Origin of the sequence: Nitratidesulfovibrio sp. (assembly GCF_040373385.1) — a bacterium.
Taxonomy (GTDB): domain Bacteria; phylum Desulfobacterota; class Desulfovibrionia; order Desulfovibrionales; family Desulfovibrionaceae; genus Cupidesulfovibrio.
Window position 1 is genome coordinate 350,902 of the sequence record NZ_JBDXXH010000002.1, and the last position, 22,822, is coordinate 373,723.

Sequence of the window (22,822 nt, forward strand, 5' to 3'; positions counted from 1 at the left end):
CCGGAACCCTCATGCGTTTGCGCCCCCTGCCGATCCTCCTGTGCATCGTGCTGCTTGCCGCTGGCGGCGGCTACGTGGCCTTGCGCCGCCTGATCGATTCCGAGGCGGCGGCACGCCAACTGGGTGAATCGCTCACCGCCCTCACCGGGCACGAAAGCCGGGTGCTGGGCGGAGTGCGGGTGATCTTCGACCCCGATCCCACGGTGGTGGCCCGCGACGTGGTCATGGACCAGGCCGCGCCATTCACCGGGCAGGAGCCGCTGTTTCGGGTGGACGAGGCACGCTTCAACCTGCGCCTTGCGCCGCTGTTTTCCGGTCGGGTGGAAGTGCACGGCGTGGAACTGGCCCGCCCGCAACTGGTGCTGCTGGCCGACGGTGAAGGCCGCAACGGCTGGGACGGACTGCTTGACCGCCTTGGCGGAAGCGCATCCACCCCGCCCCCCGTGCCGCAGGCGGATGGCGGTACCCCCGCCATCGATGCCGGGCAGGCCCGCACCGGTGGAGCCTTGGCCAGCGCGCCCGCCGCACCCTCCGTACCTTCCGGCATGTCCGGTACGCCCGGCACGCCAGTAGAGGTGCAAGACGCCGCACCGGCGTCCCGTGCGATACAAGACGCCGCACCGGCGTCCCCTGCGATGCAAGACGCCGCACCGGCGTCCCGTGCGGCAGAGGACGAGCCACGCATCGAAGCTCCGCCTCCTGCCCCATCCATATCCTGGTTCACCCCGGAAGTGGTGCTGACCGGCACCGCTGCCCTGCGCATCGACGGTGCCGACCTGCAATGGCGCAATACGGCCACTGGCGCGCAATTGCGCGCCCGGGGCGTTGCTGTCGACCTGGTGGCCAAAAACGGCCGTCTGGCAGAGGCGGCGCTGCGCCGCGGCAGCCTGGAATGGATCGCCGAACCCCAGGCCCGGCCCGCCATGCTGCGCGACCTGGACGTGTCGTTCACCACGTCCGGCGGGGGATGGAGGGCGTTGCGCGACCTGTTGCAGGGAGCGCTGGAGGTGATGCCCCACCGCGAGGGAGCCGGACAGGGAAACTCCGCTGGTCCGGGGAATGTCACTGGTCCGGGGAATGTCACCGGGACGGGGAATGGCACCGGTCCGGGGAATGGCACCGGGGCGGGCTTTTCCACGGGGCTGGGCAACGCCGTGGGCCGGGGCGCAGGGAGCAGGGCGGGGGTGTTGCGCATGTCCTGCGTGTATGACGTGGCACCGGGCGTCACCGGATCGTTGGGTTTGGAGGCGGGCGTGTCCCATGCGGCACCGGGTGCTGCGCCCCCAATCCATGCGTCATCGGGCATGGCCGGGCTGCTGCCCGCAGAGGTCCATGGTACGGCGCATGCGCGCGGCCACATGCCGCTGGGCGGTCAGGCCGTGCCCTTCGAGCTTGTGGTGCCGTTCGACGTGCAGCGCGGCGCAGACCCGCGCGTTACCGGCGCGCGTCTGCAACTGGAGCAGGACGCCCTGGAGGTGACCGCCAGTCTGGGCGGGCTTGGCTCTGCCGAAGCGGCGGTGCGGGGCACGGCGGAGGTGCGGCGGCTCAGCCTGCCGCGCTGGTTCGGCTTTGCGCGCAACCTGCCCGTGGGCTTGCAGCACGCTTTGGACTCCCTTTCCGGGCATCTGGAATTTTCGCTGGACCGGCACGGGCTGAGCGTGCCGGTGTTGCAGGCCGAGGTGCTGGGCATGCCCCTGCGCGGTTCGGGCGGGGTGGCCGATTTCGCCGCGCCGGTCATCGCCATCGACGTGGCCGGGGCGGACATCGACGTGAACAGGGTGATGCCCGAACTGGCCGGGGCCGATCCGCACCCGCTGGTCCATTCCGGGCCGCCCGCCGTGGAAGCGTCCACCGGGAGGCATCGAGCGGCCCCGCAGGGCGGGGCCATTGCGGCGGACGACATCCCGGACGTGGGCTATGACATCCGCGTGCGCGCGGAAAAGGCGCGCGGCTGGAAGTTCGACATGGGCGGACTGGCCTTCCGCTGCTCTCCCTCGCGCGAGGGCACGCTGCTGGAATTCTCCGCCGCCTCGTTCTACGGCGGCACGGCAAAGGCCCTGCTGGACATCGTGGACGACTATCGCCTGCAATTCACCGCAGCCGACGTGGCCCTGGCGCGCCCGGCGGTCATCGTGAGCGGGCGCGAATCCGCCGCCGGAAAGTTTGCGCTGAAGGCCGCATTGCGCGGGCAGGGCCACAGCCTGGGCGCCGTGGCCGCCGCCATGCGCGGCACGCTGGAGGCGCGCATCGACGACGGCTTTCTGCTGGTGTGGCGCAACGGCGTGCTGGAACGGCAGCCGTTCTCCCGGTTCGACCTGCGGGCCGAGGCCACCGGGCAGGGTCTGCCGGGCGGCAGGGTGCCCCCCAATCCCCCGGCGCGCCTGCCGTGGACCGGGGCCTGGCGGGCGGCCATGCGCACCCCCACCGGCACGGAATGGGAGGCCACGGCCAACGGGCCGTTGCTGTTCGACACGGCCACCGGCCTGCCCGTGGCTGCCGACCGGCTGCCCGCAACGCTGCACCTTTCGCTGCCGCCCGCGCTGACCGACCTTGACCGCACGGTGGAGGCGCGGTTTGCCGGTCCGGTCCGCTTCGACTTCGACGCGGGCACCCTGAGCTCGGACCGCCTGGAGCTGGATTCACTCGGTGCGCGGGGTTCCCTGTCCCTCACCGCCACGGGCATGAACAAGGCCGCCACATGGGCGGGCACCCTGTCCGCCCGCTTCGCGGACCCGCGCGCCACCCTGCTCGGTCTGGGCATTGCGCCGTGGCCGATGGGTGACGGCGCGTTGCGTACTGCGGAACTGTCCGCCGGTTTCCGCCAGTCCGGCAATACCTTCGACCTTTCCGACGCCCGGCTGGTGCTGGACGGGCAATCCGTATCGGGCAACGTTTCGCGCATTTCGGGCCAGCGCCCCCTGTGGCGGTTCAGCCTGCACGCCGATGCCTTCGACGCGGACCGCTATCTGGCCCCCCGCCAGGCAGACCCTGTGCCCGGCGAGCCGGAACCCGTGCCTTCCAACGATCCGCTGCACTATGCGTGGTTGCGTGCCTTCGATGCCGATGGACGCGTGTCAGTGGGACGCGGCACGTTCAAGCAACTGCACTTCAACGGGTTTACCGCGCCCATTCTGCTGCGTGACGGGCAGCTGGAGATTGGTCCCATCGCCTCCGGCTTCTATGGCGGCACACTGGGCGGCAGCATTCGCGCCACGGCGGGCGACGCGCTGGTCACCCGTCTTGTGCTGGATGCGCGCGACTTCGACCTGGAACCGGTGGGGCTGCGCTTTGCGGGCAAGGACTACGTGGGCGGCAAGGCCCTGCTGGTGCTGGACGTGCAGGGGCCCCTGCGCACCGAACTGGACATGCCCGCCGCCCTTTCCGGCACCTGGGCCTTCGAGGTGCACGACGGCTTCTACAGCACGCGCGGCAAGTCGAGCACGCCGGAAAAGTCCAAGACCCCGTTCTCAGAGGCGCGAGCCAGCGGTTACATGCGCACCGGGGTGCTGCACAACGAGGATTTCACCCTGAACAGCCTGTTGCTGACCATGGTGGGGCGGGGTTGGGTGGACCTTGCGAAGAAGCGCATCGACTACACCACCGACGTTTCGCTGGTGCGGGTGCCCACCTTTCCCATCCGCTTTCACGGCGACCTGCGCAAGCCGGAAACCAGCGTGCGCCAGACCGGCATCGTCACCGGCACCCTGGGGAATCTCGGCAGCACCGTGTTCGACCTGTTGGGCGGGGTCATCGGCATGCCGTTGCGGGTGCTGGAAGGCTTGCAGGACGCTGCGCGCGGCAACGGCACGACGCCCAACGGGCAACAGTCCGGGCAGCAGTCCGGCCAGCAGTCCGGGCAGCAGTCCGAGCAATAGACCGGGGGACACCCGGCGGGGCGACGGTCCTGCGGACGGCCGCCGGCAGGAACCCGTGGGTTCACCAGCCGGGTAACCTGCGCTGCCGGGGCCGGATGCCCTTCGCCTTCCCGTTTCCTCTCCCTTGTTCCCCCCTCCCTTGCACCTCCGTATTTCCCTGCGCTCTTCCCTCTTTCTTCCGCCGTTGCACACGTGCAGCCGGGTTGCGCGTTTTTCCTGTGTGTGCAATTTTATGCACACCAGGGCGGTGAGTTGTGCCGTTTGTGCAAGGTGTTTTTCGTAACTACCCGGAAACACGTTGTGCACGAGTTGGCACGAGGTTTTCATGCCAGTCCCCACGCCCGGCGTCTTGTGCAGCCGGGCTCGCATATCCCCAAGGACATTCCATGGACATTGCCGACAAGAACACCGAGCGCAGCACCCTGATCATCGCGGTGATGGCGCTGGTGACCATCGGGCTCTCGCTCATCGTTTCCACCGGGCAGACCCTGAACCGCCAGGAAGAGGCGGGCACACAACACCTCATCCTTACCGCCCGCTCGGTGTTGCAGGCGGTGGAAACCTCACTGCGGCGCGGGCTGTTCATGCGGCCCAACGGCCCCGGCCTGTTCAGCCCAGGCACGGCGGAGCTGTTCCGCGAACTGGAGCAGAGTGGCGACGTGCTGTTCGTGGGCATCATCGACCGGCAGGGGGGGCGGGTGCTGACCTCGCGCCCCACGCAGGAGTCGGGCGGCACACTGGTCTTTCCGCCCGAGGCATTGCAGGATCTGGCCCAGAAGGGCGAATGGCATGGCCGCGCCACCTTCGGCAAGCTGAGTGCCTACGTGTACGGCAAGCGCATCCTGCCGCGCAGCCATACCCTGCTGCACGACCCGGAACTGGATGACGGCGAGCAGGTTCGCCCGGAGGCGGGGGGCGACGGAGGGGGGCCGCATGGTCCCAACTCGTCTGGCCCGTCTGGCCTGTCTGGTTCGCCCGGTTCGCCCGGTTCTTTCGGTCAGGGCGACTTTGCCTCGGACGATCCCGACCAGTTGCCCACCTTTCTGGTGGTGGGGCTGGACATGGCCAAGCACCTCGCCGTGTATCGGGGCTTTCGCCAGAACGCGCTGTTCCAGGCGGCGTACATCCTGGCGGCGGCGGTGTTCATCTGGGTGCTGACCATGAGCTTCCTGAAGCGCCGCGAGCAGGCGGGCCGTGCCGCCGTGCTGGAGCGATTCCAGGCCCGGCTGGTGGACAACCTGCCCGACGGCCTGCTGACCATCACCCAGGACAACGTGGTGCGCGCGGCCAACCCGGCGGCCCATGACATCCTGAAGGCCCGCGACGGCAGTCTGGCGGGCACCGACGTGGCCGACCTGCCTCCCGAAATCGCCGGATGCATCGCGGGACCGGACAGCGGTGCCACGCCCGGCTGGGCCAACCGCACCGTGGACGGCGCGCACCTGGAAATCCTTACCCTGCCCATTCGCGAAAGCGACGAGGAACACGACCGCCTCGTGATCATTCGCGACCGCACCCAGATCCGCGAACTGGAAAAGAGCCTGAGCGAGGCGGAAAAACTGGCCGCCGTGGGCACCCTGGCCGCCGGGGTCGCGCACGAGATACGCAACCCGCTTTCCGCCTTGCGGGGGTTTGCCCAGTATTTCGCCAAGAAGCTGGCGGGCAAGCAGCCGGACGAAAACTACGCCCAGACCATGGTGCGCGAGGCCGATCGCCTGAACCGGGTCATCACCGACCTGCTGTACCTGGCCAGGCCGCGCGCCATTGAGCCGCGCGAGGTCAGCCTGGGCCAACTGGCGGCGGAACTGGAAAGCCTGGTCCGCTTCGATGCGGGCAAGCTGGGGGTGCACATGCGCACCAGCCTGGGACCCGACCTGGTCATGGCCGACGAGGACGCCCTGAAGCAGGCCCTGCTGAACCTGGTCCTGAACAGCCTGGACGCGCTGGCGCAGTGCCCGCAACCCGTCGGTGGCGGCGGGCGCGAGGTCCACATCTCGTCCATGGCTGCTGACGGCGGTGTGTGGGTGTTCGTGCGCGACACCGGGCCGGGCATGAGCCGCGAGCAGCGCGAGCAGGCCTTTGAGCCGTTCTACACCACCAAGAAGAAGGGCACCGGCCTTGGCCTTGCCCTGGTGCACAAGACCATGCGCGACCACGGCGGCCGGGCGCAGATAGATTCCGAGGTGGGGCGCGGCACCACGGTGGCGCTGTTCTTTCCGGGGGCGGCATCTGCCGCCCGGCCCGGCAGGCACGGTGAGCAGAACGGCGCCGATGCCCAGGACGCAAGGGACGCCCAACGAGGCGGTGACCCGCTGGACCATGGCGCGGACATTCCGGCGGGCAATTGCCCCGGCGCGGCGGCCTTCGACATGGCCAAGACCCATGAGGGAGGACCCGACGGCACCACGCCGGGCAAGGACGCCCGGAACGAGGACGGCCACGGACACTCCGCGAAGTCTCCGGCGGAACAATCCCCGGCAGGCCAGGCCGCCACGGATACGGTCATCGACATAACCGAGGACAAATGATGAAGCGACTTCTGGTCATCGACGACGAACCCGGCCACCGCCTGATGGTCCGCGCTGTCATGCCGGGCGCGGGCAACCGTGCTGCCAGCACCGAGGAAACGAGATGAAGCGACTTCTGGTCATCGACGACGAACCCGGCCACCGCCTGATGGTCCGCGCTGTCATGCCGGGCGCGGGCAACCGTGCTGCCAGCACCGAGGAAACGAGATGAAGCGACTTCTGGTCATCGACGACGAACCCGGTCACCGCCTGATGGTCCGCGCTGTCATGGAGGACAGCGGCTGGAACGTGGAAGAGGCCGGTTCCGGCGAGGAAGGCCTGGAACTGCTGGCCCAGGACCGCGTGAACGTGGTGCTGCTGGACATGCGCATGCCCGGCATGGACGGGCAGGAGACCCTGGCCCGCATTCAGGAGATGTATCCCGGTCTGCCCGTGGTCATGCTGACCGCCTTCGGCACCGTGGGTTCCGCCGTGGTGGCCATGAAAAAGGGCGCCTTCGACTACCTGACCAAGCCTGCCGACAACGAGGAACTGACCGCCGTGCTTGAGAAGGCCTGGGACTTCGGCAGGCTGCTGGAAGAAAACGAGAACCTGCGCCGCCGCCTGAGCGACGACGACCCCACGGCGCCCATCGTGGGGGCCAGCCAGGCCATGTGCCGGGTGCGCGACTTCATCCGCCAGGCTGGCCCCAGCGAGGCCACCATCCTGGTCATGGGCGAATCGGGCACCGGCAAGGAGCTCATCGCCCAGGGCCTGCACGATGCCAGCAACCGTGCCGACCAGCCGCTGGTGAAGGTGAACTGCGCGGCCCTGCCCGGCCATCTGCTGGAAAGCGAACTTTTCGGGTACATGAAGGGGGCGTTCACCGGGGCCGTGCGCGACAAGCCGGGGCGCTTCCAACTGGCGCGCGGCGGCACGCTGTTTCTTGACGAAATAGGCGAACTGCCCCTGGAATTGCAGTCCAAGCTGCTGCGCGCCCTGCAGGAGCGCGTGGTGGAACCCCTGGGGGCGGTACGCCCGGTGCCCGTGGACGTGCGCATCATCGCCGCCACCAACCGCGACCTCAGGCGCGCGGCGGAAGCGGGCGAATTCCGCGAGGACCTCTTTTTCCGGCTCAACGTGCTGGAGGTGGTTTCCCCACCCCTGCGCGACCGGCTGGAGGACCTGCCCATGCTGGCCGGGCGGCTGCTGGAACGGCTGTGCCGCAAGAACAAGAAGGGCATCCGCAGCGTGAGTCCGGAATTTCTCGACGCACTGATGCGCTATTCCTGGCCCGGCAACGTGCGCGAACTGGAAAACGTGCTGGAGCGGGCGTTGATTCTCAGTCGCTCGGACACCCTGGGGCCGGACTCGCTGCCCGCGCAGGTGCTGGCGGAACGCCCAGATCGGTTGGACCGGCCGGATCGTTTGGACAGGCCGGATCGGTTGGACAGGCCGGACAGGTTGGACAGGCCGGACAGGTTGGACAGGCCGGACAGATCGGACCGGGCGGAACGTTGGGACAGGGCACAGGACAGGGCACAGGAACGCCAGCGGTCCGACAGGCCAGACATGTCTGACAGATCAGGCGCGGTTGACCGTCCCTTCGAGCGGCAGGGCAGGGGGTGGGGACCGGACACAATGCCCGGTGCGCAACGCGGCGATGCGGGCTGGCCCGGAGAGGGCGACGGCCCCATGTCAGGGGGCTACGGTGGCGGGGTGCCGGGGGCATACCCCGGCTCGTTGGACGACGCGGAGCGCGACGCCCTGCTGCGCGCGCTGGAAGTGCACGGCGGACATCGGGAACGCACGGCCGATGCGCTGGGTATCAGTCGGCGTACCCTGCAATACAAGCTGAAGAAGTTCGGGTTGATCCGGCGCGGCATGTAGCCCGCCAGGAGGCGTCATGAGCGGGTTGCGGCGAGTTTTCGTTGTTGCGGTGCTTGCTGTCGCGGCGGGCATCATGTCCGGGTGTTCCGGCGCAAGCATGCGGGCCTCGTCCCTGCTGGAGCAGGGGCGGTACGCAGAGGCGGCCACGGCGTATGCCCAGGTGAGTGCGGAAAATCCGTCCGACTGGCGGGCCGGGGTGCGCCATGGGTACGCCCTGTACCGGCTGGGCGACTACACCGCCGCCCGCGCCGTGCTGGCGCCGTTGATGGACGACTGGCGCCCGGCGGAATATGCGCGGTTCTGGTCGGGCATAGCGGCCATTGCCGCGCGCGACGGCGATGCGGCCCGCGCGGCGTGGGGCGGCTGGAGCACGGACAGGCTGGAGGTGCTGCGGGCGGTGCGCCCGCGCGTCGCGCTGCTGCGCAGCGACGAATTGGCCCTGGGACCACAGGCGGCGGACATGTACGCGCGCGAGGCCGCCCAGGCCAACGCCCTGGAAGAGATGAAGCGTTCGCGCGACATGTTCCGCCGTGGCATGGACAAGGGCGACGTGCCCGATCCGGCGCAGCCGCCTTCTCCCGTGGAATACCTGCCGTAGGGGCACCCCGGTTGCTGTCGGCTGGCGATCGGGATGGGATTGGGGCGTGAGCCGGATCCGACGCCATAACGGACGAAGCGCAAAAACGCATGGCAGTATGAAAAACCACCCGGAAAGGGTGGTTTTTCATTTCGCACGCCGATGACGAAGCCACCGGGAAGGCTATCCACTTGCGTACGTGGGGCGTGTTGCCGTACGCTGGCAGACGAACCTCGGCACCACGTCCGCATCCCGGTCGGGATGTTCTCCTGCGGCGTGGCCCGGCAAGCCGTCACGAGTGTCCCATGAGCCAGTCCCCCCTCCCTCTCGTATTCGACATCGACGGAGTACTGCACCGCCTGCAGGGCGACCGCGAATTCCTTGCGCTGTTGCTCGACACCTTCCTGCCCGATTTCACCGACCGGCTGGCCAAGATGCAGGCCGCCCTGGGTGAAGGGCGGTTGGACGATCTTGCGCGCCTTGCCCACAGTCTGAAAGGGGCGTCGGCCACCATCGGCGCATCACGCCTGCACCATCGGGCCGCAGCCCTGGATCAGGCCTGCCGCAACGAGGACATGGCGACCGCCCGGCTGGAATGGCTGGGCCTGCTGGAAGATGCAGAAGCCACGCGTGCCAGCATAACGGCGTGGCTGGCGGCCAACAGAACCTGACCGCGCGGCGGGGTCCGGCGGGGTTCGGAGGGAGCGGGCGGCAACGGCGACCCGGTGATCCGACCGAAACCGGACCGCATCAGGATGCGTTGCCGTCCTCGAAGCATCCTTCCGGGCAAAAGGCCATCAGTTCGGTAAGCACCCCGTCCGGGGCCACGTCGCTGACCAGAAATGGCCGTTCGTCCCCTTCGCGCCACCCGACAATGTCGGGGGCCAGTTCCGTGCATGCCCCACACCCGCTGCAATCACCCGGCGAAAGCAGCACCTCCCTGAAACCGCTCGGCGCGGTGGCCGTGTCCTGTTGCGCGTGCGTTGCCGCAGTCGAATCCTGACGATTGATCATGTGGCCTCCCCAGGCGCGATGGCGCGCCCATCCTTCGATATGGCCGATACAGGCAACTATGCCCGATACAGGAACCATGGCAGTCATCAGGCAGCCATGGGAGTCATCAGGCAACCATGGCCGGTATCAGGGAACCATGGCCTGCATCAGGGAACTATGGTCGGTCCGGGGGCATGGCAAGGGCAGGCGGAGGCGTCATGCAGCCTACCGGGGCCCGACGCGGGCGGTGGAACGAAAAAAGGGGCACGACATCTGTCGTGCCCCGTCGCATGCATGGCGCCAGATACGCTTCAGGCGTGCCGAAGAGCTAGGGGATGAGGTCCTCGTACACCTTGCCCACCAGCTTTTCGGAGGGGGTCAGGGTACGGGCGCCGGGTTCCCAGCGGGCGGGGCAGGCTTCTGCCGGATGGTCGCGCAGGTGCTTGTTGGCCTGCATCTTGCGCACCAGTTCGGCGGCGTTGCGGCCCACGTTGTAGAAATTCACCTCGGAGCTGACCAGGGTGCCTTCCGGGTTGATGATGAAAGTGCCGCGCAGGGCGATGCCCGCGCCTTCATCGTACACGCCGAAGTAGCGCGCAACGGTTCCGGTGGGGTCGGCGGCCATCTGGTAGCGCACGTTTTCCAGCAGGCGTTCGGAATTGCGCCAGGCAAGGTGGGCGAACTTGGTGTCGGTGGACACCGAGATCACTTCCACGCCCATGTCCTTCAGCGCCGCATGGCGCTCAGCAAGGTCGGCAAGTTCGGTGGGGCACACGAAGGTGAAGTCGGCGGGGTAGAACACCAGCACGGTCCACTTGCGGTCCTGCTGCAACTTTTCGAGGGAAATCTGGCCGAAGGAACCTTCGGTGGGGTCGTAGGTTTCAAGGGTGAAGGGCTTTACGGCACGACCAACGGTGGCAAGGGCGGGGTATTCCTGTTGGGTGGGGCAGCTCATGTTCGATGACTCCTTTGAAAGAGTTGTTAGTAATGATTGCTGGTATCACTTATGGCATCGCCTCCCCGATTCGTCAAGGGGGGTGGTAAAAAAAGTGATGCCGCAAGTGGGACGTGTGAGGAATTCGCACGTGCGCGTCCATCGCCGGGTGGGTCTGGCGACACATGCCGGGAGAGCGCGACGCCCGAAAGGTGCGGAAGGTGGGCGTGGCTGGCATGCGTGAAGGCTGACGCGGCCAGCGCCGTCAGCGCACTGCGCATGCGCTTCCTGTGCCCAAGAGAACGGTACAAACACAAACGCCGCACGGATGCGGAATCCATGCGGCGTACGGCGTCTGCTGAAGGCAGGCGGGGGATGGATGACCGTCAGTCGATCCACTTCCCCTTGTCGTAGCGGATGATTTCGGTGACGCGGCGAGCCTTGACCACGGTGAAGTCGCCGGTGAGGGCGGCTTCCTTGGTGGCGGCGCGGCTTTCGAATTCCTGCTCGTGATAGACGATGAGCCCCACGTACTTGGCGCCGGGGCCCTGGGCGTCGTGCACGTCGGTGGAGAGCGAGTCGGGGTCCACGGCCATGTAGCGGGCCACGAATTCGTTGCCGTTCTGTACCACGTCCTTGCGGCTCTGGCAGGGGCGCAGGCTTTCGTTCATGTGGCGCAGCTTGGCGCGGGCCAGGGTATCGAGCTTGTTGTGCACGTCCTCGATGGTGTCGCCCACGGGCTTCTTGGCGGGAACCACTTTGGCCACCTGCGTGGGCTTGGCGGCTGGCTTCGCGGATTTCGTGGCCTGGGCGGCCTTGGCGGTCTTGTCAGCGGCCTTCTTCGTCTGTTGCGGCTGCGGTGTGGCGGCGGTATCCGCCGCGCCAGCCGGAGAAACGCAGACAGCCCCGGTCAGGGGCAGCGTCAGGGACAGGGCCAGGGTAACGGGCAGCGTCAGGGCCTTTGCGGCCATCGCGATGCGGCCTTGCTTCATCGACTTCGTCTCCGTTTGCGGAAAGGCCCGGCGGGTTTCCCCACCGGGCCTGCATGGTCCGTTGTGCTACTTGATGAAGGAGAGTTCGACCCGGCGGTTCAGCTTGCGGGTGTCTTCGGTGCTGTTGTCGTACTTGGGCTTGGCTTCGCCGTAGCCCTTGGTGATCAGGCGCGAGGACTCGACGCCCTGCTTGACCAGGAAGTCCTTGACCGACTTGGCGCGGGCTTCGGACAGCTTCTGGTTGTATTCGTCGGTGCCGAGGCTGCACGTATGACCGGCAACTTCAACCGAGCCCTTCTTGGACTTCAGGATGGCGGCGGTTTCCACCAGGATGCTGGTGGCGGTGGCGTCCAGCTTGGCGGAGTTCAAGGCGAACTGGATGCTGCGCAGCACGATCACTTCGTCCATGGGGGCGACGGCAGCGGCGGCGGGAGCAGCCTTTTCTTCGTAGAACACGTCGCGCACGAACTTGTCGAGGGCGGCTTCGTTGGCCAGCAACTCGACGGCGTTGGCGGAGACGGTGCAGCCGTTCAGCTTGGCGATGGCGTCAAGGGTGGCCTGGCCAGCGGGCTTGTCGGCCATGGAGATGACGTGCAGGCACAGGCCGGGGTTGGTGGCCAGCAGCAGCTTGGCTTCGGCCACGGGGTCGCCGCCGACGTTCGATTCGCCGTCGCTGATCATGATCATGGCGGCCTTGCGCTTCATGGACTTGGTGTAGGTGGCCTTGTCGAAGCCGGGACCCATGGGGGTCAGGCGGGCGAAGGTGTCTTCGTTTTCGTTCAGCTTCCTGATGGACTTGTCATAGGACGCCTTGTCCCACACGCCCACGGGCTGAATTTCGGAAACCGGGGCGAAGGTGTGCAGGCCGCCTTCGTAGCCCAGCGCCGGGATCTTGGCGTTGATGGCTGAAAGCAGCTTCTTGGTCAGTTCCATCTTGTTCTTGCCGACCTTTTCATGCTTCAGCATCATGGACCCGGAGTAGTCCACGAAGAAGTCGAAGCTGGCGATCTTGGGAACAAGGGTGGATTGACCGGCGGCGAAGGCCGGGGCAGCGCAGACAAGCATCAGCGCCGCGACCAGAGTCAGGATTTTCGAAAATTTCATGGGAGCCTCCAAAGAATAGCTGATGTTGACGCAGGGAAAATACTCCAGCCCGGAATTATCTTCATATTGTGCAAGTTACCGGCAAAACATGGTCATGACAAGACCATTCCGCGTTTTATGCACAACTTTCCGATTTTTTACGGGCGGCATGCCGTCATGCGAGCTCTTGCGGAGCCTCCATGGCGGCTTCCAGTGCTTCATCCAGCGTCGGGTGGGCGAAAATGACAGAACCCGCGTCATGCGCGGTCCAGCCAGGCGCCGTGCCGCTCCCTCCCGCAAGCACGGCCGCCAGCGTCACCAGGTGCGAAACGCCGTGGCCCACGGCGGTCACGCCCCGGATGCGCCCGTCAACCCAGACGATCTTGATGAAACCTTGCGTCGTTCCATACGCCTGCACAATGGGATTAGCAATGAGCATAGAGCGCGAAACACGGGGGGAAAAGCCCGCATTCTTCAATTCTTCCGCGGTAGGGCCAACCCGCATGGCTTCCAGATGGCCATAGATGCACGCGGGCATCACGCCTGCGTCATAGGGCGCTTCCGTGTCGCCGCAGGCGTGGCGCACCGCGTGGCGGGCCTGATGGTCCGCCGCGTGTGCCAGCAGGGTGCGGCCATTCACATCGCCGATAGCGTACACGTGCGGCGCCGCACGCAGCCACTCGTCGGTCTGCACCCAGCCGGGGCCGCGCAGGGTTGCGCCCAGCGCCTCCAGCCCGATTCCGGCGGATGCGGGACGGCGCCCCACGGCCAGCAAGGCCTTGTCGGCGGTCAGTTCCTCGCCGTCCTCGAAGCGCAGCACGGCGTGACCGTCAACCGTGGCCAGCGAAGCCACCTTGCGCCCGGTATGGATGGTCCACCCTTCGCGCGCGTAGACCTTGCGCAGGGTGTCGCCCACTTCCGGGTCCTCGGTGGGGGCCAGGCGGCCCATGCCTTCCACGATGGTGATGCGCGTGCCAAGGCGCGAGAAGAAGTCGGCCATTTCCAGGCCGATGGCCCCGCCGCCCACCACCATCAGGCTTTCCGGGGCCTCGGTCACGTCGAGCAGCGCAGTGGAATCGAGCACCGCCGCGCCGTCGGCGGCAAGGCCGGGAAAGCTGGCCGGGGTGGAGCCGGTGGCCACGATCAGGGTACCCCAGCCAAGCCGGGTTTCCTGCGTGGTGCCGTCGGGCTGAGCCGAGACAACGGCCAGTTCGCCGTCACCATCGCCCTGCCGTCCGCTGGTCACCCGGCCTTCACCCGCGTAGACGGCGATGCCCGCCGCCTTCAGGCGCTTTTCCAGCGCCTGGCGGGTGCCCTTGACGTAGCGGTCCTTGCGCTGTTGCAAGGCGGGCAGGTCGAAGGCGATGTGCCCTTCGGCGCCCTTCAGCTTCTTTTGCGTTTCCAGCAGCGGCTGGGCGGCGGTGGCTCCCAGCAGCAGCTTGGTGGGGATGCACCCCCGGTTCAGGCAGGTGCCGCCCAGGCCGTCGCGGTCCACCAGCGCCACGGAAAGCCCGCGCGCCGCCGCATCGAAGGCGGCCCGGCTTCCGCCGGGCCCTCCTCCGAGTATGATCATGTCGTAACGGGTGCTAGGCGTCATCCGTCAGCACCATGTTGCGGGCCGCCGCCGTCTCGTCCAGCCTGCGCACCGGCGTGGTCACCGGGGCCGCGTGCAGGGCGTCGGGGTTTTGCGCCGCCGATTCCAGAATGGCGATGAGGTCGTCCGCGAATTCGTCGAGCGTCTGCCTGCTCTCGGTTTCCGTGGGCTCGAACATCATGCATTCCTTGACGATGAGCGGGAAGTAGATGGTGGGGGCGTGGTAGCCCTTGTCCAGCAGGGCCTTTGCCACGTCCAGCGCGCGGATGCCGCACTCGGCGTGGTTGCAGGCGGACGCCACGAACTCGTGCATGCAGATGCGGTCGTGGGGGATTTCCAGCACCTTTTCCAGCCGTTTGCGCAGGTAGTTGGCGTTGAGCACCGCGTATTCGGACACGCGTTCCAGCCCTTCGCCGCCCAGGCGCAGGATGTAGGCATACGCTTTGAGCAGCACGCCGAAGTTGCCGTAGAACGGGGCCATGAAGCCGATGGACTTCGGATGGTCGTAGTTCAGGTAGTAGCGGCCGTCGTGCAGCTTTTCCACCCGCGAGATGGGCAGGTACGGCACCAGTCGTTCGCTGACGCCCACCGGACCGGCACCGGGGCCGCCGCCGCCGTGCGGGGTGGCGAAGGTCTTGTGCAGGTTCAGGTGCACCACGTCGAAGCCCACGTCGCCCACGCGCATCTTGCCGAGGATGGCGTTGAGGTTGGCGCCGTCGTAGTAGAGCAGGGCGTCCACGGCGCGCAGCTTTTCGACAATGCGCGGCAGGTGGTTTTCGAACAGCCCCAGGGTGTTGGGGCAGGTCATCATCAGGGCGGCCACGTCGTCATCCAGGGCGGCTTCCAGCGCGTCCGGGTCGACCATGCCGTCCTTGGATTCGATGTTCACCACCTCGTACCCGGCCAGCGCGGCGGATGCGGGGTTGGTGCCGTGGGCGGAATCGGGGCAGATGACCTTGGTCTTACGGTTGCCCTTGTCCTTGTGGTAGGCGGCGATGAGCATGGCGCCGGTAAGCTCGCCGTGCGCGCCCGCCATGGGGTGCAGGGTGAACGCGCGCATGCCGGTGATTTCGCACAGCAGGCGTTCCGTTTCCCACATCACCTCAAGTGCGCCCTGGGCGTACTGGCCCGCGCCCTTCAACTGGGCCATCAGCGGGTGCAGCCGGGTAAAGCCGGGCAGGGCGGCCACCTGTTCGGTGAACTTGGGGTTGTACTTCATGGTGCACGAGCCGAGGGGGTAGAAATTGGAATCCACCCCGAAGTTCAGGCGCGACAGCCGCGTGAAGTGGCGCACCACGTCCAGCTCGCCGAGTTCCGGCAGGGCGGGGGGGGTGGCGCGCAGCAGGTTTGCGGGCAGCATGTCCGCCGCGTGCTTCTTGGGCTGCGCGGGCAGACAGGCGGTGCGGCCTGGGACGGATGCGGCGAAGGCGGTCTTCACAGGATACCTCCCAGCATTTCGGCCAGAATGCCGACCTGTTCGAAGCTGTTCTTTTCGGTGCAGGCCACCAGCAGCACGTCGTCCATGCCTGCGTAGTAGCGCCCCACGGGAAAGCCGGGCACGTAGCCGCGCGCGGTAAGCCTGTCCACCGCCTCGAAGGCGGGAATGGGCAGCCGCACGGCGAATTCGTTGCCGAAGGGGGCGGTGTTCAGCGGGCGCACCCCGGCGATGGCGGTCAGCCGTTCCATGGCGTAGCGGGCGCGTTCCATGGAAAGTTCCGCCGTGCGGGTCAGGCCTTCCGGTCCCAGCAGGCACAGGTGCACCAGGGTGCGCAGGGCGCACAGGGCCTGGTTGGAGCAGATGTTGGACGTGGCTTTCGCGCGGCGGATGTGCTGTTCGCGCGCCTGCAACGTCAGCACGTAGCCGGTGCGGCCTTCCGTGTCGTTGGTGCGGCCCACGATGCGGCCCGGCATCTGGCGCACCATGTCCTTGGTGCAGGTCATGACGCCAAGGTACGGCCCGCCGAAGCTCAGCGGCTGGCCCAGCGACTGGCCTTCTGCCACGGCGATGTCCGCGCCCATTTCGCCGGGCGTCTTCAGCACCGACTGCATGACCGGGTACACCGAAATGACCGACGCGGCCTTCTGGCTTCTGGCATGCGCGAACAGGTCGGTGAAGTCTTCCACCACCCCGAAGAAGTTGGGGTTCTGCACCACCACGGCGGCGCAACCGGTATCCACGGCGGCCTTCAGGGCGGCCATGTCCGACGTGCCGTCCACCTGCGGCACGGTGACGAGATCAAGCGAAAGGTTGGACGTGTACGAGGCCAGCATGGTGCGCCAGATGGGGCTGACGGCCTCGTCGATGACCAGCTTGCGGCGCTTGGTGGCGCGCACGGCCATCATCATGGCTTCGAAGATGGCCGAACCGCCATCGTACACCGAGGCATTGGCGCAATCCATGTCCAGCAGGCGGCACACCGCCGTCTGGTATTCGAAGATGGCCTGCAGGGTGCCCTGCGAGGCTTCCGGCTGGTAGGGGGTGTAGGCGGTGTAGAATTCACCGCGCGAAACCAGCGCATCGACGGCGGCCGGGATGTGGTGGTTGTAGAAACCGCCACCCAGAAAGCTGACTACATCGGTGCGGTTGCGGGCGGCCATTTCTTCCATCTTGGCCAGCACCTGCATTTCGCTGAGGCCCAGGGGCAGCTCGAAGCTGCGCGGGCGCATCTCTGCCGGAATATCGCCGAAAAGGTCCTCGATGCTCTGCACGCCGATGACGGAGAGCATTTCCCGGACCTCCTCTGGGGAGTGCGGGATGAACGGCATGGTTTGCTCCTTGCCGCTAGTGGGCTTCGCGCGCGACGACGGCTTCGTAGTCGGCGGCGGAGAGCAGGCCTTCGGGCGTGGCGGAAAGCTTCACGCGTACCATCCAGCCGTCGGTGTAGGGCGACTGGTTCACCAGTTCCGGCGCGCCGGACAGGGCGTCGTTGACGGCGCTGACGGTGCCGGCAAGGGGCGAGTACAGTTCGCTGGCGGCCTTCACCGATTCCACCGAACCCATTTCCTGGCCGGTGGCCAGGGTGTCGCCCACGGCGGGCAGATCGACGAAGGTCAGGTCGCCCAGCTGTTCCTGGGCAAACTGGGTGATGCCGATGACGGCCTCGTCACCTTCGATGCGCACCCATTCGTGGGTATCGGTGTAGAGCAGGTCGGCGGGAATGGACATGTGTGCCTCCTGGAAGGGTTCGGCCTGTGGTGGTGGCCTGTGGGGGGTGAGTGGGATGCGCGGCGCGGGCACGGCGGTCACGGCCCGGCTGCGGTGTGTGGCGCTGTCGCGAACGATGCGGGGCGCGGCCCTGTTCGAACGGCACGGAACGCGGCTTGCCCTTGCTGTGGTAACAAGGGCACGCCGGACGCACCGGAAACACGGCAAGCGCGCCGGTGCACCGGTAATAGCCGGACACGGCGCGACCCGCAAGTGCCGCGACACGGAGAAAAGGGGAGTAGGCGCGCCTACTTTTCGGTCTTTTCCAGATGCACGCCGAGCTTTTCGATTTCGTCCAGCAGCAGCTGGCGGCGGATGGGCTTTACGATGAAGCTGACGGCATCGCCCAGAAAGAAGGCGTCGTGCACTTCCTGCGAATCGTCCAGGCCGGAAATCATGATGACCTTCACGGCCTTTTCGGGGGCAATGCCCTCTTCCTTCTCGATTTCGCGGATTTCGCGCAGGGCCTGCTGCCCGTCTGCGTTGGGCATGAGGATGTCGAGGGTGACCACGTCGTAGGGTTCGCCGTCCCTGAGGGCGGAACTGAAGGCTTGCACGCCTTCCTCACCATCGGTGGCGATGTCGACATACCCGTAGGGGTGAAGGATTTTCTGGACCAGTCTGCGGCTGTCGAAGTCGTCGTCAACGACCAGGAATTTCATCGGAACGTCCTTCTGCCTGCGCGCGTGGTGCGCCGTGGTTTCGCCGCCGCGCCTGCGTGGGGCGGCGGCTTGATGGATGCCCGGTAAGCGCGATGCGGACCTCAATGTGGTCGGGGCTGGCGCCTCTGGCGTCTGCCTTCGGAATTGCTGACGAACATAGCCGCCAGCGGTGGCGGGGTCAATGAGCGTTAACGCCCCGCATATCTTTCTATAAGGCGGCGTTGCAGTGCCGCCTGCCGTCTATACCCCGGCCGCCGCAAAGGCCCGGTCCACTATGTCCACGGCCTCTTGCTGGATGCGCTTCAGGTGGTCCGGTCCCTTGAAGCTTTCGGTGTAGATCTTGTACATGTCCTCGGTGCCGGAGGGCCGCGCGGCAAACCAGCCGTCATCCGTAATGACTTTCAAGCCTCCGATCGACGCCCCGTTGCCGGGGGCCTTGGTCAGCATTGCGGTGATGGGCGCGCCCGCAAGTTCGGTGGCGGTCAGCACGTCGGGCGAAAGGTTGGCCAGCACGGCCCGCCGCTCCGCCCCGGCGGGCGATTGCAGGCGTTCGTACAGCGGCGCGCCGAACTGTTCGGTGAGCCTGGTGTACAGTTCCGCCGGGTCGCGGCCTTCCACGGCCATGATTTCCGCCGCCAGCAGGTTCAGCAGCAGGCCGTCCTTGTCGGTGGTCCACACCGTGCCGTCGCGCCGCAGAAAGGACGCCCCGGCGCTTTCTTCCCCACCGAACCCGCAACTGCCCTCCAGCAGCGGCTGCACGAACCACTTGAAGCCCACGGGCACCTCCACCACCTTGCGGCCCAGCGATGCCGCCACCCGGTCCACCATGGAACTGGTGACCACCGTCTTGCCCACGGCGCATTGCGGCGCCCACTGCGGGCGGTGGCGGAACAGGTACCACACGGCCACGGCCAGGTAGTGGTTGGGGTTCATGAGGCCCGATGCGGTGACGATGCCGTGGCGGTCTGCGTCGGCGTCGTTGCCGAAGGCCACGTCGAACCTGTCGCGGAGATTGATCAGCCCGGCCATGGCCCACGGGGACGAGCAGTCCATGCGGATCTTGCCGTCCTTGTCCAGCGGCATGAACCGGAAGGTGGGGTCCACCGCGTCGTTCACCACGGTGATGTCGAGGCCGTAGGCTTCGGCAATGGGGCGCCAGTAGGCCAGCGACGAGCCGCCCAGCGGGTCTGCCCCCAGCTTCAGCCCGGCGGCCTTGATGGCGGGCATGTCCACCACGGAGGCAAGGTCGGCCACGTAGTTGCGCACAAAGTCGCGCTGGCTCACGCACGGGGCGGCCAGCGCATTGCGCAGGTGCATGCGGCGCACGGCGCGGTTGCCCCCGGTCCCGCTGTCCAGCAGTTCGTTGGCGCGGCGCTGAATCCACCTGGTGGCGTCTGTATCCGCCGGGCCGCCGTGGGGCGGGTTGTACTTGAAGCCGCCGTCTTCCGGGGGGTTGTGCGAGGGGGTGATGACGATGCCGTCACCAAGGCCCTGCGCGCGGCCCGCGTTCCAGGTGAGGATGGCGTGCGAAATGACCGGGGTGGGGGTGTAGCCGCCGCCCTGCTGGATGACCGTGGACACGCCGTTGGCGGCCAGCACTTCCAGCGCGGTGCGGTGGGCGGGTTCAGACAGGGCGTGGGTGTCCATGCCGAGGAACAGCGGGCCGGTTATGCCTGCCTGCGCGCGGTATTCGCACACCGCCTGGGTGACGGCGAGGATGTGTTCCTCGTTGAAGCTGCCGGACAGCGCGCCGCCCCGGTGGCCGGAGGTGCCGAAGGACACGCGCCGCTCGGGCGCGGCGGTATCCGGGTGCTCGGTATAGTAGGCGGCGACCAGCGCCGGAATGTCCACCAGTTGCGAAGGTTCGGGCCGCTGCCCGGCCTGCGGATGCGTTGCCATGCGTTCTCCTGCCCTGACGGCGCGAAGTGTGCCGAAGTGTTTGGGAAATTTGTATACCGCCGGGGCAGGGCAAGCGCAAGGGTGGGGAAGGAGTTATAATGAAGGGGGGCTGTTGGCGGGTGGCGGGTGGCAGCACGCGGCGCGGTGGCCACGCCGCAGGGCAGCATCGGGCCAATGCCCGCTCCGGGCTTTCGCCAGCCCCTGTTCGCCCGTGCAGCGTGCGGCTATGCGTTGTTCAACGACAACGAGTCGCCCCGGACAACACGCAGGGCGTCCCTGGCATACCAGCGCAGCATGTCCTGATGATCCCTTATGCCTTTGTCCGACAGCGATACCGCAGAAGATTTTGCATGCTCTGAAAACGTCAGGTTGTACTGGCTCAGGGGGTCGTCGAAATGTTCGACATAAAGCAGCGGCCATATGTAGCCGTTGACATATCCGCTTTTGTAGATGCTGATCTGGTATTCAGTCCATCCGTATGTCTTCTTGCCGGGGGTCACATGCATGTATCCGTGCGCCTGCTGGATGTGCCGGGGCATGATGTAGCAGCAGCCGCCAATGAATGCGTCCGGGATCATTGAAACACCGTCAATGTCCAGGACCCTGTTTTCCAGATCGCCATCCCGGAAGTAGCCGGGGTTGAAATGGAAGCCGCCGATCACCCCGATGCGGGGGGATTTTTCCTGGGCGGCCACAAGGGTCTTGAGCCAGTCGTTCGGAAGCAGGGTGTCGTTGTCCACCTTGCCGACGTAATCCGCCGTGGATTTCTTCCAGAACAGATTGGTGGGGAGGGCGATGCCTATGTTTTCGTGGTTGAAGAAGATGTGGCGTATGGTTGCGCCATATTTCTTCTGCATGAGGTTGATATACTCAACCGTGCCATCCGTTGAGCCGTTGTCGAAAATTGTCAGGTTGAAATCGATACCCGCATTCTCGATCATGGAGGGAAGCGTCTTGCGGGTGTACGCAATGCGATTGTATGTAATATAGAGAATGTCTATCGTTTTTGACATGGTGTTGTTCCTCATGCGCACTGCGGGCAAGTTGCGCGGATTTCCCCGCAGCATGACGCGGTGGTTTCCGGCGCGGCGTCTTGAACGGCTGCCAAATCCTGCTCGGCTCCGTCACTATTCCGCATAGAACGCATGGTGCCGAAGGTCGTATTCCAGCTTTTCTTCTGCTGTCGTCGCGCGCTTTCGCAGGGTGACTTCCATGTTGTCCACGGCCCGTGGGGTCCGTGTGATATTGTCGGCCTGTATTCCCTGGGCGTTCAGGGCCATCCCGATGTTGCTCAGCGTATACTTCAGGTCGACCATTTCAAAGCGGTAGTCTTTCCAGCCGATGTACCATGACCAGTCCGTATAGTAGCGAAAGCTCATCTCGTTGAAGGCCCTGACGTGCGTGGGGTCCTGCCAGGCGCCAAGGGACAGGTCGTACGGCACGCTGATTTGCAGGGTGCCCCCGGGTTCCAGCAGGTTCAGGAAGTTGGTCATTGTCGCCACGACGTCGGGAACGTGTTCGAGCACATCGTTTGTTTCGATGGTGGAGAAATACCCCTCCGGAAGCTCTTGCACCCCGAAGCGCCGGGTCTGGTAGGTGGTGCCCGGCGTGAAGGGCGTCGACAGGTCCAGCAGGATGTCTGGCCGCCATTTGGGGTCTATGTCGATGTTCAGGCAGTCTTCGCGGAAATCCTTGCCCGAACCGGCGTTGATCTTGCGCGGCAACCGGGGCTGCGTGAGGCCCGTCTGCGGTGCGTCCGTGACCTTTGCGAGAATGTCCTCGTAGCGCTGGCGAGCAAAGATTTGGTGGCCGATCTGCCCCTGCTGCGCGCATGCCGAAGTGTTTTCAAGCAGTTCGAGCGTCGTGTCGATGAGCGCGTCGTACGGGGCGAAGGCGCATGTCCCTTCATATTCTGCGGGCACGAAGGTGTCCGGGTTGCGTTCGCTTACCACGGTCTTTCCGTTTGCGAGCAGGAAGCCTATGCGTGCTACTTCGAGTATTCCCGGCGTGTAGAAGTGAACGTTGAGCAGGATTCGTGATCGGGCAATGTGGAAGTTGCGTTCGTGCCCAAAGACCTTTTCAAGGGCTACCGCCTTGATTCCCCGCTTGTTCAGCTCGTTGATGATGTGCTTTCGCCTGTCGTTGAGATATCCGTAGAGCAGGACGTCGATGTCTTTTGGGTAATCCGGGTTGATGCAGGACATTTGCCCGGTATAGCCGAAGGGCACATGGTGAATCTTGCTGATGCCGAAATTTCTTTTCAACAGTTCAAGGTTGCGGATGCTGTATTCCCACACCGTGAATTTCTGCAAGGCTTCTATGTAGTGCGGGCGAAGCCCCTTGCTGCCTTTTGTTATCTGCTCGAAATTGTATATGATGGAGTCTTCCGGTATCTTGTCTTGCGGAAAGTCCGGAATGTCCTGAAGGCCGAAGATGATGTTCGTCGCCCTGCGGGAAAGCATCTGGGTTGAAACGTCTACCGTGTGTCCCATGTTGGTCAGGGCGGATGCCAGGGGGCGCGTGATGTCTTCCGCGCATTTCCAGTATTCCGACCCTTGCGCATGCAGTATGGCTATATTGTACTTCATGATGAACCTCGAAGCTGCGCTTC

The 22,822-nt window shown here is 65.9% G+C and carries 17 protein-coding genes; 5 read left to right on the forward strand and 12 right to left on the reverse strand.

Features of this window, described 5'->3' with window-relative positions; genetic code table 11:
* The first annotated feature begins 11 nt into the window (after positions 1-11).
* The 5 genes from ABWO17_RS04650 (at position 12) to ABWO17_RS04670 (ending at position 9,520) form a co-directional block, all read left to right on the forward strand.
* The gene (locus ABWO17_RS04650; RefSeq protein ID WP_353116410.1) at positions 12-3,875 is read left to right on the forward strand and encodes an AsmA family protein; all 3,864 of its coding nucleotides are present in this window, start codon (positions 12-14) and stop codon (positions 3,873-3,875) included.
* Positions 3,876-4,261: 386 nt separating this feature from the next.
* Positions 4,262-6,403 (forward strand): two-component system sensor histidine kinase NtrB, encoded by a 2,142-nt coding sequence (locus ABWO17_RS04655; RefSeq protein ID WP_353116411.1) that lies wholly within the window; start codon positions 4,262-4,264, stop codon positions 6,401-6,403.
* Positions 6,404-6,610: 207 nt separating this feature from the next.
* Positions 6,611-8,272, forward strand: a complete 1,662-nt coding sequence (locus tag ABWO17_RS04660) for a sigma-54-dependent transcriptional regulator (RefSeq protein ID WP_353116412.1) — start codon at positions 6,611-6,613, stop codon at positions 8,270-8,272.
* Positions 8,273-8,288: 16 nt separating this feature from the next.
* On the forward strand, positions 8,289-8,870 hold the full coding sequence (locus ABWO17_RS04665) for a tetratricopeptide repeat protein (protein ID WP_353116413.1): 582 nt from the start codon (positions 8,289-8,291) through the stop codon (positions 8,868-8,870).
* Positions 8,871-9,154: 284 nt separating this feature from the next.
* Complete coding sequence (locus tag ABWO17_RS04670; RefSeq protein ID WP_353116414.1) at positions 9,155-9,520, forward strand: Hpt domain-containing protein; 366 nt, start codon at positions 9,155-9,157, stop codon at positions 9,518-9,520.
* A gap of 79 nt (positions 9,521-9,599) precedes the next feature.
* Here the strand turns inward: ABWO17_RS04670 and ABWO17_RS04675 are convergent, their stop codons facing one another.
* The 12 genes from ABWO17_RS04675 to ABWO17_RS04730 all read right to left on the reverse strand — a co-directional run bounded on the left by ABWO17_RS04675 (position 9,600) and on the right by ABWO17_RS04730 (position 22,799).
* Complete coding sequence (locus ABWO17_RS04675; protein WP_353116415.1) at positions 9,600-9,863, reverse strand: hypothetical protein; 264 nt, start codon at positions 9,861-9,863, stop codon at positions 9,600-9,602.
* Positions 9,864-10,170: 307 nt separating this feature from the next.
* Complete coding sequence (locus ABWO17_RS04680) at positions 10,171-10,797, reverse strand: peroxiredoxin (RefSeq protein WP_353116416.1); 627 nt, start codon at positions 10,795-10,797, stop codon at positions 10,171-10,173.
* A gap of 365 nt (positions 10,798-11,162) precedes the next feature.
* A complete protein-coding gene (locus ABWO17_RS04685) occupies positions 11,163-11,768 on the reverse strand; it encodes a hypothetical protein (RefSeq protein WP_353116417.1) in 606 nt (201 codons plus the stop codon).
* Positions 11,769-11,834: 66 nt separating this feature from the next.
* Positions 11,835-12,872, reverse strand: coding sequence for an OmpA family protein (locus ABWO17_RS04690; protein WP_353116418.1), 1,038 nt, complete (start codon positions 12,870-12,872; stop codon positions 11,835-11,837).
* Between the two features lie 154 nt (positions 12,873-13,026).
* Positions 13,027-14,448: a dihydrolipoyl dehydrogenase family protein gene (locus ABWO17_RS04695; RefSeq protein WP_353116419.1), complete on the reverse strand. Its 1,422-nt coding sequence runs from the start codon at positions 14,446-14,448 to the stop codon at positions 13,027-13,029.
* Positions 14,438-15,883: an aminomethyl-transferring glycine dehydrogenase subunit GcvPB gene (gene gcvPB / locus ABWO17_RS04700; protein ID WP_353116420.1), complete on the reverse strand. Its 1,446-nt coding sequence runs from the start codon at positions 15,881-15,883 to the stop codon at positions 14,438-14,440. The genes ABWO17_RS04695 and gcvPB overlap by 11 nt, the downstream gene beginning before the upstream one ends.
* Positions 15,880-17,211, reverse strand: a complete 1,332-nt coding sequence (gcvPA, locus tag ABWO17_RS04705) for an aminomethyl-transferring glycine dehydrogenase subunit GcvPA (RefSeq protein ID WP_353116421.1) — start codon at positions 17,209-17,211, stop codon at positions 15,880-15,882. Before gcvPA ends, gcvPB begins: the two co-directional genes overlap by 4 nt.
* 16 nt (positions 17,212-17,227) lie before the next feature.
* Entirely contained in the window at positions 17,228-17,611 is a 384-nt protein-coding gene (gcvH, locus tag ABWO17_RS04710; protein ID WP_012611378.1) for a glycine cleavage system protein GcvH, read from the reverse strand.
* 287 nt (positions 17,612-17,898) lie between these two features.
* On the reverse strand, positions 17,899-18,312 hold the full coding sequence (locus tag ABWO17_RS04715) for a response regulator (RefSeq protein WP_353116422.1): 414 nt from the start codon (positions 18,310-18,312) through the stop codon (positions 17,899-17,901).
* Between the two features lie 240 nt (positions 18,313-18,552).
* On the reverse strand, positions 18,553-20,211 hold the full coding sequence (gene pgm, locus ABWO17_RS04720) for a phosphoglucomutase (alpha-D-glucose-1,6-bisphosphate-dependent) (RefSeq protein WP_353116423.1): 1,659 nt from the start codon (positions 20,209-20,211) through the stop codon (positions 18,553-18,555).
* Positions 20,212-20,435: 224 nt separating this feature from the next.
* A complete protein-coding gene (locus ABWO17_RS04725) occupies positions 20,436-21,239 on the reverse strand; it encodes a glycosyltransferase (RefSeq protein WP_353116424.1) in 804 nt (267 codons plus the stop codon).
* A 99-nt stretch (positions 21,240-21,338) separates the two neighbouring features.
* Positions 21,339-22,799: a class I SAM-dependent methyltransferase gene (locus ABWO17_RS04730; RefSeq protein ID WP_353116425.1), complete on the reverse strand. Its 1,461-nt coding sequence runs from the start codon at positions 22,797-22,799 to the stop codon at positions 21,339-21,341.
* Positions 22,800-22,822: the final 23 nt, after the last annotated feature.